The organism is Myxococcus xanthus, from assembly GCF_006402735.1.
GTDB lineage: Bacteria > Myxococcota > Myxococcia > Myxococcales > Myxococcaceae > Myxococcus > Myxococcus xanthus_A.
In genome coordinates this window covers 5,988,973-6,002,006 of the sequence record NZ_CP017174.1, presented here as the reverse complement: position 1 = coordinate 6,002,006, position 13,034 = coordinate 5,988,973, and the positions used below count along the sequence as shown (strand labels likewise).

Genomic DNA, 13,034 nt, shown 5'->3' with positions numbered 1-13,034 from the left:
GCCAGGGCTACAGCACCAGCCGCCAGGACAGTCCGGCCAGGGTGGTGTAGCCCACCGCCGCGCGCTCCACGCGCCCCTCCGAGGAGAGGAAGAACACGGTGGGGAATGTGTTCACGCGAAAGGCGGACTGGATGGCGTCGTCCCCGAGGAGCACCGGGTAGTCCACCGCGTGCTCCCGGGCGAAGCGCCGCACGGCATCCTCGTCTTCGTAGGCCACGGCGACGGACACCACATGCGCGGAGTCCCCCGCGAGCTTGCGCAGCTGCGAGAGGTTGGAGGACTCCATTCCGCAGACGCCGCACCAGGGGGCCCAGAAGGCCAGCACCACCGGCTTGCCGCGGAGCGCGTCCAGCCGCACGGTGTCACCGGTCAGCGTTTGGAGGGCGAAGGCGGGCGCGGGTGTCCCCGCTCCGGGAAGGTTCCGGGCCTGCCACGCGGCCACCGCCGAGAAGAGGAGGGCGAACACGGCCAGGTCCACGCCCCAGCGCACCCATCGCCGCTCCCGGGCACGGGCCCAGGTGGACTTCAGCCTCGCCAACATCCCCGTGCCGCCCTGCATGTGCATCCTTTCGATTCGGGACAGGCCACGGCCGCCCGGAAAGGGGCGGCCGTGCCTGCGTCACATCATGTCAGCGCGGCGGCCTCGTCGGGCTGCCAGGCCGCGTCACGCAGCCGGGCGCCGTCCTGGCGCTGCGCGCGGCCCACCGCCCGCGTGACGGCGTTGCTGGCGCGCTCCAGCGTCCGGTCGATGGCCGCCAGCAGGTTCGTGTCCGAGGACTCGATGGCCAGCTCCCGCCCGTGCTCCAGCCGGAGTGACACGCGGCACACCTGGTCCACGCCGCCCTTGGGTCCGTTGGCATCCTCCAGTCGCACGACGACTTCCTTCACCCTGTCGGACAGCCGGTCCAGGGCGAAGCGCACGCGACGCTCGGCGTAGGTTCGAAGGGTCTCTGTGAGGGGGATGTTCCGGGCTCGGATTTCGACTCGCATCCAGGACGCTCCTTCCGGGGCCCACCATGGGCCCACGCCTCTATCTCTGTCGTCGTGACGCTTTTGCCGCAAATAGGAAAAGCCCCCGTGAGCGCTTCGGAAAACCGAAGGTTCACGGGGGCCGGTGGCGGGGCCATGAGGCCCTGGAATCAAGGGCCGCTGGACGTCGCGGTGCTGCCCGCGGGCTTCTTGGCCGCCGCCTTGGCGGGTGGGCTGGCCGCGCCCGCCGTCGCGGGGGCCTTCGCCTTGCTGGCCGCCTCCGGGGCCGCGGTGTCCATGGGGGCCTTCTTCGCGGGCATGGCCCAGATGGGGGCCTCTGGCACCGCGCGGGCACCAATGCGCACCTGCTGCTCCACCATGCGCGACCACAGTGACGCCTTGTTGCCTACCAACGCGTTGTTCGCCAGCTCCAGGGCTCGCGTGTCCTGCGCACGACGGTAGAGGCGCGGGGCCACGTCCGGCTGGGCCGGGTCGGAGTCGCTCACCTGCACCTGCTCCTGCACGCTGATGCCGTCCTCCGCGAAGGTGAGGGTGGACGTCAGCTCGAACTTGCGGCGCAGCCCGTTGGGCAGCTCGAAGGTCATCTCCCTGGAGAGGGGGAACCACGCGGCGCCCAGGCAGGCGCGGCTCGCGTTGGAGACGGACTCACTGAAGAAGCGGTTGGTGCGCAGCGGCATGATGCGCGCGTGCCGGCGGCAGACCTCCTCGTCGCCGGAGGTGCACGCGTCACCTTCCGCGACGAGGATTTGCGTGCCCTTCACCTTCTCCAGGCGCAGCTTGGTGTGCTTCGCCATGGCGCGCAGCGAGCCCAGGGCCTCCACTCGGAATCCCTGCTCGGTGGTCTCCACCAGGGCCACCGGGCCCAGGGCCTCGCCGTTGGTGAAGCGCCGCGTCTGCACCCAGACCAAGCGCTGGCCCGCCTGGAGCGTCTCCAAGACGAGGTCCTCCTCGGAGAGCTTCTCCGCGGGAGGCAGGGCCTGCGAGTCCGGACCGGCCTCCACGCACTCGTCCGCGGCCGGGTCCTGCCACCACACCGGGGCGCCGGCGCAGTCCACGCTGGGGCGCGGGTTGGCGCCCGTGTCCTTGTCGTAGCCGTGGAGCAGCAGCGCGAACCAGGTGTCCGGCGTGGGAAAGGAGCGCGCGTTGGGGCCCGCCTCGGCAAAGCACATCGACGGCTTGGGCACGGTGGCGCAGCCGGCCAGCAGGGACAGCGCGACGGCGGAGGCCTGAAGCGTTCGTTTCATGGGTTCTCTCAGGCCTCGGCGAACCGGAGGTCCCAGTCGCCTCCCTCGGTCAGGGCCACATGCAGCTTCGGGGGCACCGCGCCGCTCACCAGGTGCTGCAGCAGCTCGCGGGACAGCGCCGGCATCAGCGAGCCCTGGAGAATCTGCTCCATGTTGCGCGCCCCCATCTCCGACTCCGTGCAGCGGCGCGCAAGCTCGTCCAGCAGCTCTGGCGCCAGCGTCGTCTCCACGTTGTGCGCCGTGCGCAGCCGGCTCACCAGCTTGGCCAGCTTCATCTCGGCAATCTGGCGCATCACGTCGCGCTGCACCGGGCCGAAGGGGACGACGGTCATGCGCGCCAGCAGGGCCGGCTTGAAGTGCTGGCTGAGCGCGGGGCGAATCACCGACAGCACCTCATCGGAGGTGGGCTGCGCGCCGTCCTCGAACATCCGCATCACCAGGTCCGAGGCCAGGTTGCTGGTGAGGATGAGCACGGTGTTCTTGAAGTCCACCGCGCGGCCCTCGCCGTCCGTCAGCGAGCCCTTGTCGAACACCTGGTAGAAGAGGTTCATCACCTCCAGGTCGGCCTTCTCGCACTCGTCCAGCAGCACGACGGAGTAGGGCCGCTGACGCACGGCCTCCGTCAGCAGGCCGCCCTCGCCGTAGCCCACGTAGCCCGGCGGCGAGCCGATGAGCCGGCTCACCGTGTGCTTCTCCTGGAACTCGCTCATGTTGAGCGTCGTCATGAAGCGCTCGCCGCCGTAGAGCGCGTCCGCCAGCGCCAGCGCCGTCTCCGTCTTGCCCACGCCGCTGGGGCCCACGAAGAGCATCACGCCAATGGGCGTGTCCGGGTTGCGGATGCCGGCCTGGGAGATGCGGATGATTTCCGCCACCTTCTTCAGCGCCGCCTCCTGGCCCCGCACCCGGCCCCGGAGCTTGTCCTCCAGGTTGAGCACCGACTCCAGCAGGTCGCTGCGCATCTTCCCGACGGGCACGCCCGTCCAGCCCGCCACCACCCGCGCGACGATGTCCGCGTCCACGTCCGCGTGCACCAGCGGCACCTCGCCGCGCGTGGCCGCCAGCTTCGCCGCCGCTTCGTCCACGGCCGCCTTCAGTGGCGCGGAGTCCGTGTCCGGAGCGGCCTCGCGCAGGGCCTTGCGGGCCTCCATCAGCGCCGCGACGGCCGTGCGCTCCGTCTCCCAGCGCGCATGCAGCGTGGCACGTGCATCCACCGTGGCGCTCAGCTTCGCCTCGGCGGCCTCCAGGGACGTCTGTTCGTCCGGGCCGCCCGTGCCCTCGGCGAGGTCGCGCTTGCGCGTGTCGCGCTCGCGCTCCAGCGCCGAAATCTCCTGGTCCAACTGCACCAGCTCCTCGGGCCGGGTGGACAGCTCAATCTTCACGCGGGCCGCGGACGTGTCGAGCAGGTCCACCGCCTTGTCCGGGAGCTGCCGGCCGGAGATGTACCGGCTGGACAGGCGCACCGCGGCGACGACGGCTTCGTCGCGGATGATGACGCCGTGGGCTGCTTCGTACGTGGGGCGCAGGCCGCGCAGCATCAGCTCCGCGTCCTCCTCGCTGGGCTCCTCCACCTTCACCGGCTGGAAGCGCCGCTCCAGCGCGGCGTCCTTCTCGAAGTACTTCTTGTACTCGGCCCAGGTGGTGGCCGCGAGCGTGCGCAGCTCGCCGCGCGCCAGCGCCGGCTTGAGCAGGTTGGACGCGTCCGTGCCGCCCTGCGAGCCGCCCGCGCCGATGATGGTGTGCGCCTCGTCGATGAACAGGATGATGGGGGTGGGGGAGGCCTTCACCTCGGAGATGACGGCCTTGAGGCGGTTCTCGAACTCCCCGCGCACGCCCGCGCCCGCCTGGAGCAGGCCCAGGTCCAGCCCCAGCAGCTCCACGTTCTTCAGCGCGTCGGGCACCTCGCCCCGGACGATGGCCCAGGCCAGGCCTTCCACCAGCGCCGTCTTGCCCACGCCGGGCTCGCCCACCAGGATGGGGTTGTTCTTCCGGCGGCGGGAGAGGATGTCCACCATCTGCCGGATTTCGCGGTGCCGGCCGAAGATGGGGTCAATCTTCCCCTCGCGCACCCGGCCCGTGAAGGACGTGGCGAAGCGCTTGAGGGCTTCATCCCCACGGCCGCCAGCGCCACCGGCCGCGCCTCCTGATGCGCCACTGGCGGCGGCATCCGCGGAGGCGACCTCGACATTCTCGGGCGAGGGCCGCAGCACCACGTCCAGCGAGCTCATCAGCTCGTCGCGGCTGATGGCGTCCAGCTCGGGGAACAGCTCCGCGGTGTAGCGCGCGCGCCGGCTGACGAACTGGGCGAACAGCAGGCCCGAGCGCAACCGCGTGGCGCCCTGCTCCACGGAGGCCAGGAGCCACGCTTCCTCGAACCACTGGAACAGCGTCTCGGAGAAGACGGGCCGGCCGGAGCTGCCCGCGCGCAGGCCCTGGAGGGCGCGCTCCATGCTGGCCAGCAGGTGCCGGCGGTCCACGCCGAACTGCTGGAGGATGCGCGCGACGTCGGAATCCTCCGGCTCCAGCATCTGCACCAGCATGTGCTCCGGGACGATTTCATAGAACCGTCCCGCGCTGGCCCGGGCCACGGCGGCCTCGAGCAGACGGGTAGAGGTGGGCGTCAGGCGACGGACGAGCGCTTTCGGATCGACGCGAATGGGAGCCCCCAAAAATGACAGCGGTGGTGGACGGTATATCGGGCGCGCCCCGGCGACGTAAATCCCCGCGCCTCGCGCCCGCCTGCTCTAACGACTCATTTCACCACGGGGACACTCATCTGCGTCTGCTGACTCAGGCCCAGCCACGTGTCCCGCCCGAGCTGACTCGGCTCCCGGCTGGAGAGCCGGAACTGGTGCTGCACGCCTTCGGTGAGCCCCAGCTCCAAATCGTACTCCAGGGGGTCCCTCACGAAGAGGGCCACCACCTCGCGCACCAGCGGCAGCAGGTCCCCTTCCTGCATCAGCCGCTTGTAGGCGCGCGGCGGCAGCGGCCGGATGTGGATTTGAATCTTCCCCGTCCGGTCGAAGGCCTTGCCGCCCAGCAGCATGTTGCGCCCCAGCTGGTGGTTGGAGTGGCCCAGCCGCGCCCGGGCGTCGATGTCCACCCAGCGGCCCACGAACTGGCGCACTGACACCCGCGCGCCCTCCAGGTCGTCGCCCAGCACGTCCTCGAGCGCGACCTCCAACTGCTCGGACGTCCTCGCCCGGCTGGCCAGCAGCGGGGCGATCCGCAGCAGACGCCAGGTGGGCAGTGTGCCCTCCAGGGGCTTCTCGTAGGTGTCGAACCCGCCCAGCGCCAGCAGACGCCGGGACCACTGGTCCGAGAAGGAGGTGTCTGTCTCGCTGGTGACGCGGTACTTCGACTCGATGCGGTACAGCAGCGACAGCAGCCGGTGGTGGAAGAGGTCCAGGAACTCGCGCCGTACCGGGTGGTCCGGGTCCTCCTGCGCCACTTCCTCGGCCAGGTAATGGGGCAGGGGACTCACCGAGCCCGTCAGGCCCAGGAAGCGTGTCACCACCTCGAAGAGCGGCCGCTTCGAATACGGGTCCTCCGCCCGCACTGGCACGTGGTGCAGCGTCACGGACGACACGTCGCCCGAGGGGAACCCCAGGGACGGGTCGTGCCGGAAGCGAATCATCTCCTCGTTGACGGGCCCCGAGCCGCCCACGCGGGTGGCCTGCGACGTCAGCCGCTCCAGGAACGCCACCAGGGGGAAGAAGCTCACCCGGGGCGCCAGCTCGGCCAGCTTCTGGGCCGTTTCTACAAAAGCGTCTGGGAGCCGTTCCTCGGAAGCCACGCGAACTCCGTCTGCGAGGGGTGAAGCCGGATGCTCAGCTCGTTGAAGGAGTTGATGGTGACGTGGGAGGCGAGCAGTTCCTCCAGCACGGAGCCGAAGAGGAACGAATCGCCCACGCCCATGAAGTTCTCTTCGTCCAGGTCCACCCGGGTGCGGTGGCCCCGCAGCGGCGCGCCCTCCAGGAAGCGCGTCACCGGCTTCGTCTCCACCGCGCGGATGGCGTTGATGCGCAGGCGGCTGGCGCGCGCCGCCAGGTTGTCGGTGAGCGAATGGAAGTTGTACAGGTCCATCAGCCGCCGCAGCGCGGCCGCGTCCGCCAGCGAGTGCTGGTTGATGGCCAGGTGCGACAGGAGCCGCCAGTGCAGTTCGGTGCCCAGCGGCGCGCGCGCGGGCCGGCTCACCGGGGAGATGTTCTTGAACTTCGCCTGCGTGGGGCTGGCGGAGGTGGACGCCGTCAAGTCACCCACCTGCAGCCGCGAGGGCAGCGAGCGGTTGGTGCACGTCAGGTCCATGGACAGCGCTTCCTCGGCGTTGACCTCCGGCGCGATGTTCCGCGGCGTCTCCAGGGTGATGTACGTGTCGATTCCTTCGTCCAGCGGCGAAGGCGCCCGGCGCAGCCGATAGAAGGACTGCTCGGCGTCCCCGCCCGCGGTGTGGGTGAACTCGTAGAAGGGCCGGTAGACGCGCCGCTCGTTGCGCCCGGCCTTCAGGCCCGTCACCGAGTCCACCGAGTACACCTCCGCGTGGTTGGGGGGCAGGTCGGACGCGCGCAGCAGGTGCTCCCGGTCCAGCGTGCGGTGGAGGATGGGGTCCGCCGGCACGCTGAAGAGGTTCACCACGGGGGCGCAATGCAGCCGGAACATCTCCCGGTGGATGCGCGCATCCAGGGGCGGCGGCCGCTCCAGGTGGAAGGCAATCTCGAAGCGGTCCTCCTTCAGCCCGGCGGCGGCGTCCAGCCCGCGCACCTCGAAGAACAGGAACTTCTCCGGCAGCGTCAGGTACTCCTGGAGGTGCCGGTAGCCCTCACTGGCACGCGGCCAGGGCAGCAGCTTGAAGTCCCGGTGGAAGCCCACCGGTTGGATGGCATTCACCGGAAGCTTGATGCCGTCTCCCTGTCCAGACGCGCCGCGCACGCGCACCTGGCGGCAGTAGCGGAGCAGCCACAGCAGCACCACCGACGCGGCGGACAGGTCGGCGTGGATGAACAGGCGCAGGCCTTGCTCGCGGAACACCTCCGCGCGGCCCTGCTCCGTCGTCTGGAAATAGAGGCGCAGCACCGGCGCGGTGATGGACGACCGGTCCAGGAGCGCGTCGGTGAGCTGCACCGGCAGCAGGTCCACGTCCGTGGTGGTGCGGAAGACGCAACTGGTGCCGTCAATCGGCTGGGACGCCACCTCCGCCCCGGCGGCAAGCCGTGAGCGGCCGCGCAGCGCACGCAGGTGCGGGGTGAACTCGACGATGGTGGAGGCCGGCAGCGGGCGCAGGTAGTGCGGCAGCAGCAGCTCGGTGAGTCCGTGCACCAGCTCCGGCACGTCGTCGTCCACGCGCTCGCGGATGCGGGCCGCGAGGAACGCGAAGCCTTCCAGCAGCCGCTCCACGTCCGGGTCCGCGCCGCGCTCCACCAACAGGCCCGCGACAGAGGGGTTGGCCAGCCCGAAGGCCCGTCCCATCTCCCGCAGGTACGACAGCTCGCTCAGGTAATACTTGCTGAACATCCTCGCCCTCCGCCACGCACCCCTGGATTCACCCAGCTCACCACAGGTCCACGCGTCCGCCCGGGTGCACCTGGGTATGGAAACGCACCATGCCTCGTCGATCCCGCGTGGCCAACTGGGCGGTGATGTCGAAGCGCAGCGCCGTCGGGTCCACCGGGTCCGCGTTGTAGTGCACCACCACGCTCTTCAGGCGCGGTTCGAACTCCTGGATGGCCTGCCGGATGGACTGCGTCATCCGCGGTATCGCCGACGGGTAGGAATGGACGATGTCGTTCAGGTCCAGGATGCCGTAGCCCGGTGAGGCCACGGACTCTCCCTTGCGCGTGTTGAGGAGGTTGCGCAGGTGCTCGGCGATGGATTCAACGACGTCGCCAGGCGGGGCGAGCGTGCCGTTGCCTTCAGCGATGCGCGACAACAAGCCTCGGGAGCCCATGGATTTCCTTCAACAGCGCAAGTACCCCAACCCCCGGCCGCCCGCGTAGCCCACTGCACGGACGGCCGGTGGAGGGACGGACATCAACGCTGGGTGTCCCAGGTGTCCTCGTGCGTGACGCCGCCCTGGGTGATGGTCCAGTTGATGGTGTGGAACACCAGCTGGAGGGTCTCCATCGGGGGCAGGTTGGTGCTCGCCGGCACGAAGGAGTTCGGCACCGTCTGCTGGATGGCGTTGATGCGGGCCTTCTTGATGGACACCGTGTAGAACTGCTCGGTGGTGCCGTCGCCCGTCGGGTTCGGACGGAAGAACTTGAAGGTCGCGTCGATGACCTGGTTCTCGCAGAGGGCCTTCATCAGCAGCGGCGACGCCTTGTCGATGCGCTTGGTGATTTCGATGCCCTCGTACTGGCGGCGGCCCGTCGCCAGACCGGAGCCGGCCTCGCGAGCGGTGAAGACCTTCTGGCTGTACGCGACGCACTCGATGGAGTCCGCGCGGCCCAGGCTGGTCTGCGTGCTGTCGCCCTTGATGTCGCTGCCGTTCGCCTTCAGGTACAGGTGTACTGATTCAGCCATGACTTCAACCTCGTCGCTTTGCGCGCGTCCGCGCGCTGGTGGACCCAGGCTCACCCTGAGCCTGGGTTTGTTGGAGCCCCTAAACTAGCTGAAATGACCGACGCTGGGTGAAACGGGCTCTACTCCTTGTCCAGCTTGCCCACGAGGGACAAGGTGAACGACGCACCCATGTACTTGAAGTGGGGGCGCACCTGCAGGCTGCAGCGGTACCAGCCCGGCTGACCCTCCACGTCCTCCACCACCACGCGCGCGGCGCGCAGGGGGCGGCGCGAGCGCACGGCGGGCGCCGGGTCGTCCATGTCGGAGATGTACTGGCTGAGCCAGTGATTGAGCTCGCGCTCCAGGTCCGACTTCTCCTTCCAGCTTCCGATCTGCTCGCGCTGGAGCACTTTGATGTAGTGCGCCAGGCGGGTCATGATGAACATGTAGGGGAGCTGCGTGCCCAGGCGGTAGTTGGTCTCCGCCGCCTTGCCCTCCGGGGTGTTGCCGAAGAACCGGGGCTTCTGCGTGGAGTTGGCGCTGAAGAAGGCCGCGTTGTCGGAGTCCTTGCGGAACACCAAGCCGATGAAGCCCTCCTCGGAGAGCTCGAACTCGCGCCGCTCGGTGAGCATGACCTCGGTGGGAATCTTGGTCTGGATTTCCCCCATGGCCTCGTACTGGTGCAGCGGCAGGTTCTCCACCGCGCCGCCGGACTGGGGACCGATGATGTTCGGGCTCCAGCGGAACTTGGCGAACGAGTCCGCCACGCGGCTGGTGAGCGCCACGGAGGCGTGACCCCACAGGTAGCGCTCGTGGTGGCCCACGACGTCCTCGGTGAAGTTGAAGGCCTTCACCGGAACCGTCTTCTCACCGTAGGGCAGGCGCAGCAGGAAGCGCGGCAGCGCCAGGCCCACGTAGCGGGCGTCCTCGCTCTCACGGAACGAGTGCCACCGGGCGTACTGCGGACCCTCGAAGAGCGACTTGAGGTCCTTCAGGTCGGGCAGCTTGAGGAAGCTCTCCTCGCCGAACACTTCCGGCGCGGCATTGCCGATGAAGGGCGCGTGCGCCATGGCGGCCACGGAGGCGCACTTGCGAAGCAGCTCCATGTCCTGCGGGCCCACGTTGAAGTCGTAGTTGGCGGAGATGATGCCGTAGGGCTTGCCACCGAAGACGCCGTACTCGTTGGAGTACACCAGCTTGTACAGGCCGCTCTTGGTGACCTCGGGCGCGTCCTCGAAGTCCTTCTGCAGGTCTTCCTTGGAGGCGTTCAGCATCTCCACGCGGGTGTTCTCGCGGAAGTCGGTGCGGTCCACCATGAACTTCAGCGAGCGCCACGAGGCCTCCAGCTTCTGGAACTCCTTCGCGTGGAGGATTTCGTTGACCTGGGAGGACAGGCGCTTGTCGATTTCGGCGATCATCGCGTCGACGAGCGCCTTGTCCACGCGCTCCTCGGAGCGGTTGGGCGCCAGCATCTCGGTGATGAAGGCCTGCACGCCGCGCTTGGCGACGTCGTAACCCTCGTCCTTCGGCTTCAGCTTGGCCTCGGACAGGATTTCGTCGAGCAGGGACAGCGAGGCGTCATTGGCGACGCCGGTGGACTTCTGGGTCTGGGTCTCGTTGGCCATGGCGATTCGGTTCCCCCGGAAAGGGCTACTTGGTCTCTTCGGTCAGACCCAATTCCTTGATGAGTGCCTTGCGTCCGTCCTCGTCGGCGAGCAGGGCCTGGAGCTTCTTGCGGAACGCCGGCAGGTTGCCCAGGGGGCCCTTGAGGGCGTTGAGCGCGCTGCGCAGCTCAAGCAGCTTCTTCAGCTCCGGCACCTGATTGACAACGCTCTCGGGCGAAAAGTCATTCAGATTCTTGAACTGGAGCGACACGTTCATCGTGGCGTTCGGGTCCGCCGAAAGCTTGTCGGCGGCGGTCAGGGTGACCTTGAGGTTCTGCTGGGCCATGACTTCATTGAAGTTGGCCTTGTCCACGTTGATGGGCGCGCGCTGCTCCAGCGGACGGGCGTCTTCCTGACCCGTGAAGTCCCCCAGCATCAGCACCTTCAGCGGCAGCTCCACCTGCTCCTGCGCGTTGCCGGTGGCGGGCTTGTAGACGATGTTGACGCGCTCGGTCGGGGCGACGGAACTCTCTTTGCTCATCTGCGGCTTTCTCCTTGAGAACTGCGTAGAAGACGCGGGCGTCGCATGAGGGAGCGCTTCGCCGCGGTACGACGGGTGTCTTTCAAGCGCCGACGCGCAGCGTGGCGGAAGAGTCCAGCAACGCTAGACGACGATACCGGTTTCGAAATTTCACTGCCACCGGTCCAGACTCCTTTTCGGCGTCGGTTCGGGTTTGCAGCCACCCCTCCAGACACGCGGCGGCGAGCGCCGGCTCCCAGGTGTCGAGCGCGTGGGCGGTGACCTCTTCGTCCAGTGCGTCATAGACGGCGCGCGCGAGCGGCAACTGGCCCGCATTGGCACACAGCCGCGCCAGCTCCAGCCGGGAGATGAAGCGGGCGCGGCCGGTGCTGGCGGCGGTGACGGCGGCCTGCAACCGGGTGACAGCTTCGTGAACGCGGCCTTCCTCCAGCAACGTGCGGGCTTCGGCTTCCAGCGCCGCGCTGTCGGCATGGACAGGCGGGCCCAGTGCCAGGGGCCGCAGGGCCAGGGCCAGGGCCGTGGACACCGACACCGCGGCGGCGGACGGGGCGGGAGGGGGCGCGCTCGCGCGGAGGACGTGGTCGCGCAGCCAGTCTTGGGTGGCATCGTCCGTGAGCGGGGTGCCCAGGGTGGAGATGAGCGTCTCCACGCCAGCCATCCGGCGGAGCTGGATGGCCAGTTCCTGCACCAGCGCGGTACGAGCCCCGGCGTACGCGGCACCCAGTCCCTCCAGGGCGATGGCGCTGTAACGGTGGAGCGTCAGGGTGAATCGGTGGCGAGCCAGGGCTGACTCGGACTCGTCCAGCAGGTCGCCCCAGCGCTGGTTCTGCTCCAGGGTCTCCAGCTTGGTGCGCAGCAGGTCCGGCAGTGGGTGAATCTGCGTGCGGCCATTTCCATCCGCGGCGGGCGGCTGGGTCAGGTGCAGCCACAGGCCCATGCGGTTGAGGCGGTAGGAGAGCGGGTCCTCGGGGCTTGCCCGGCGCAGCGCGCCCGCGGCGCCCAGCAGCGCGCCGCCCACGGTGCGCAGGAAGTCCGTGACCGCGTCCACGCTGGACAGGTCCGGGGCGGAGGGAAGCTCGGGGAGGGGAGGGACTTCGATGGCGGCGGCGCGCGGCGGGGCTTGTGTGCCGTTCGCGGAGGCGCTGCTTGGGTTGGCTGCACTGCCTTTGCCTGGGGCGGTGTCCTGCGCGGTGTTGCCTTTTGCCGCGGGGGCGCTCTTCGCTGTGGGATTGCCCTGGGTGGTGTTGCCTTTGCCCACGGCGGCGCTGTTTCCAGCACCATTGGCTTGAGCAGGTTTGCCGTTGGCGGTGGCGCTGGCATTGCCTTGGGAGGGCTTGCCGTTGGCCGCGTCCCGCGCGGAACGGTTGTCATTGCCATGGGGGGACGTGTCAGCGCTGTCCGGAGGCGCTCCATGCCGCGTGGCATGCGCGGAGTCCGCCGCGCGCACACCGGTCTCTCCGGCCTCGCCGGACGCGGAGTCCTCCTCCTGGGACGACGCATTCCCATCCACCGGGGGCTGCGAGGCGTCTGCGTCCCCCGAGGACGCGGTGCGTCCATCCGGGACGCTCACGGGTTCAGGCTCGGGGAGTCCGGCGCGGAGCCGGGCGATGGCGTCCTGGAGCGGCCCGAACGCGGGGGCCATGTCGGAGAACCGCTCGCGTGAGAGCTGGGCCAGGCGCTTCACCGCGACCGCCAGCGCATCCAGGGGCTCCGCGCTCACGGAGGCCTGGTCCACGGTGGGCAGGATGCGGCCCAGCCGGTCCACGAACCAGGCCACGGCGTTGGCCCGGCCGCGCAGCCGCTTCGCCTCCGGGAAGAGGTCCTGCCAGTAGCGCTCCGTCACCTCGGCGAGCACGGCCGTGCCGGTGGCCGCGCCGTCCAGGCCGCGCGTGGCATACAGGCCGTAGGCCATGTACGAGGCGAGCCAGAGGTCCTTGGTGGTGTGCTTCAGCAGCTCGCTGGCGCCCTCGACGACGTCATCCCAGCGCACGGCGTTGCTGGCCGGGGACTCCAACTTCGCGACTTCCAGCGCGACGGCCTCGTAGGCGGGCTCGTGCTTCGCCTGCACGCCGGCCGGGGTCGCCCCCGGCACGGGCTCGGCCCAGGGGAGGGCACGCTCGCGAAGCTGTTCCAGGGTGGGAGGCATAGGCGTGGCGGGGC

At 69.3% G+C, this 13,034-nt stretch carries 11 protein-coding genes; all 11 read right to left on the bottom strand.

Annotated elements, in window-relative coordinates; all coding sequences use genetic code 11:
- Positions 1 to 7: 7 nt before the first annotated feature.
- The gene (locus BHS09_RS24370; RefSeq protein ID WP_140799216.1) at positions 8 to 565 is read right to left on the bottom strand and encodes a TlpA family protein disulfide reductase; all 558 of its coding nucleotides are present in this window, start codon (positions 563 to 565) and stop codon (positions 8 to 10) included.
- A 59-nt stretch (positions 566 to 624) separates the two neighbouring features.
- Positions 625 to 990 (bottom strand): HPF/RaiA family ribosome-associated protein, encoded by a 366-nt coding sequence (locus BHS09_RS24365; protein WP_140793678.1) that lies wholly within the window; start codon positions 988 to 990, stop codon positions 625 to 627.
- 149 nt (positions 991 to 1,139) lie between these two features.
- Positions 1,140 to 2,234 (bottom strand): hypothetical protein, encoded by a 1,095-nt coding sequence (locus BHS09_RS24360; protein ID WP_140799214.1) that lies wholly within the window; start codon positions 2,232 to 2,234, stop codon positions 1,140 to 1,142.
- An 8-nt stretch (positions 2,235 to 2,242) separates the two neighbouring features.
- On the bottom strand, positions 2,243 to 4,900 hold the full coding sequence (gene tssH, locus BHS09_RS24355) for a type VI secretion system ATPase TssH (RefSeq protein WP_140793674.1): 2,658 nt from the start codon (positions 4,898 to 4,900) through the stop codon (positions 2,243 to 2,245).
- A gap of 83 nt (positions 4,901 to 4,983) precedes the next feature.
- Complete coding sequence (tssG, locus tag BHS09_RS24350; protein ID WP_174258882.1) at positions 4,984 to 6,027, bottom strand: type VI secretion system baseplate subunit TssG; 1,044 nt, start codon at positions 6,025 to 6,027, stop codon at positions 4,984 to 4,986.
- On the bottom strand, positions 5,991 to 7,742 hold the full coding sequence (gene tssF, locus BHS09_RS24345; RefSeq protein ID WP_140793672.1) for a type VI secretion system baseplate subunit TssF: 1,752 nt from the start codon (positions 7,740 to 7,742) through the stop codon (positions 5,991 to 5,993). Before tssF ends, tssG begins: the two co-directional genes overlap by 37 nt.
- Before the next feature lie 37 nt (positions 7,743 to 7,779).
- Entirely contained in the window at positions 7,780 to 8,175 is a 396-nt protein-coding gene (gene tssE, locus BHS09_RS24340; RefSeq protein WP_011554796.1) for a type VI secretion system baseplate subunit TssE, read from the bottom strand.
- 83 nt (positions 8,176 to 8,258) lie between these two features.
- The gene (gene tssD / locus BHS09_RS24335) at positions 8,259 to 8,750 is read right to left on the bottom strand and encodes a type VI secretion system tube protein TssD (RefSeq protein WP_140793671.1); all 492 of its coding nucleotides are present in this window, start codon (positions 8,748 to 8,750) and stop codon (positions 8,259 to 8,261) included.
- A gap of 119 nt (positions 8,751 to 8,869) precedes the next feature.
- Positions 8,870 to 10,354, bottom strand: coding sequence for a type VI secretion system contractile sheath large subunit (gene tssC / locus BHS09_RS24330; protein ID WP_140793670.1), 1,485 nt, complete (start codon positions 10,352 to 10,354; stop codon positions 8,870 to 8,872).
- A 25-nt stretch (positions 10,355 to 10,379) separates the two neighbouring features.
- Positions 10,380 to 10,874, bottom strand: coding sequence for a type VI secretion system contractile sheath small subunit (tssB, locus tag BHS09_RS24325; RefSeq protein ID WP_011554793.1), 495 nt, complete (start codon positions 10,872 to 10,874; stop codon positions 10,380 to 10,382).
- Between the two features lie 82 nt (positions 10,875 to 10,956).
- The gene (gene tssA, locus BHS09_RS24320) at positions 10,957 to 13,020 is read right to left on the bottom strand and encodes a type VI secretion system protein TssA (RefSeq protein ID WP_140799212.1); all 2,064 of its coding nucleotides are present in this window, start codon (positions 13,018 to 13,020) and stop codon (positions 10,957 to 10,959) included.
- Between the last annotated feature and the right edge of the window lie 14 nt (positions 13,021 to 13,034).

What these genes read in the sequence shown, in the direction of transcription:
- BHS09_RS24370 (WP_140799216.1), bottom strand. Translation starts at nt 565, where the DNA reads ATGCACATGCAGGGCGGCACGGGGATGTTGGCGAGGCTGAAGTCCACC.
- BHS09_RS24365 (WP_140793678.1), bottom strand. Translation starts at nt 990, where the DNA reads ATGCGAGTCGAAATCCGAGCCCGGAACATCCCCCTCACAGAGACCCTT.
- BHS09_RS24360 (WP_140799214.1), bottom strand. Translation starts at nt 2,234, where the DNA reads ATGAAACGAACGCTTCAGGCCTCCGCCGTCGCGCTGTCCCTGCTGGCC.
- tssF (WP_140793672.1), bottom strand. Translation starts at nt 7,742, where the DNA reads ATGTTCAGCAAGTATTACCTGAGCGAGCTGTCGTACCTGCGGGAGATG.
- tssE (WP_011554796.1), bottom strand. Translation starts at nt 8,175, where the DNA reads ATGGGCTCCCGAGGCTTGTTGTCGCGCATCGCTGAAGGCAACGGCACG.
- tssD (WP_140793671.1), bottom strand. Translation starts at nt 8,750, where the DNA reads ATGGCTGAATCAGTACACCTGTACCTGAAGGCGAACGGCAGCGACATC.
- tssC (WP_140793670.1), bottom strand. Translation starts at nt 10,354, where the DNA reads ATGGCCAACGAGACCCAGACCCAGAAGTCCACCGGCGTCGCCAATGAC.
- tssB (WP_011554793.1), bottom strand. Translation starts at nt 10,874, where the DNA reads ATGAGCAAAGAGAGTTCCGTCGCCCCGACCGAGCGCGTCAACATCGTC.
- tssA (WP_140799212.1), bottom strand. Translation starts at nt 13,020, where the DNA reads ATGCCTCCCACCCTGGAACAGCTTCGCGAGCGTGCCCTCCCCTGGGCC.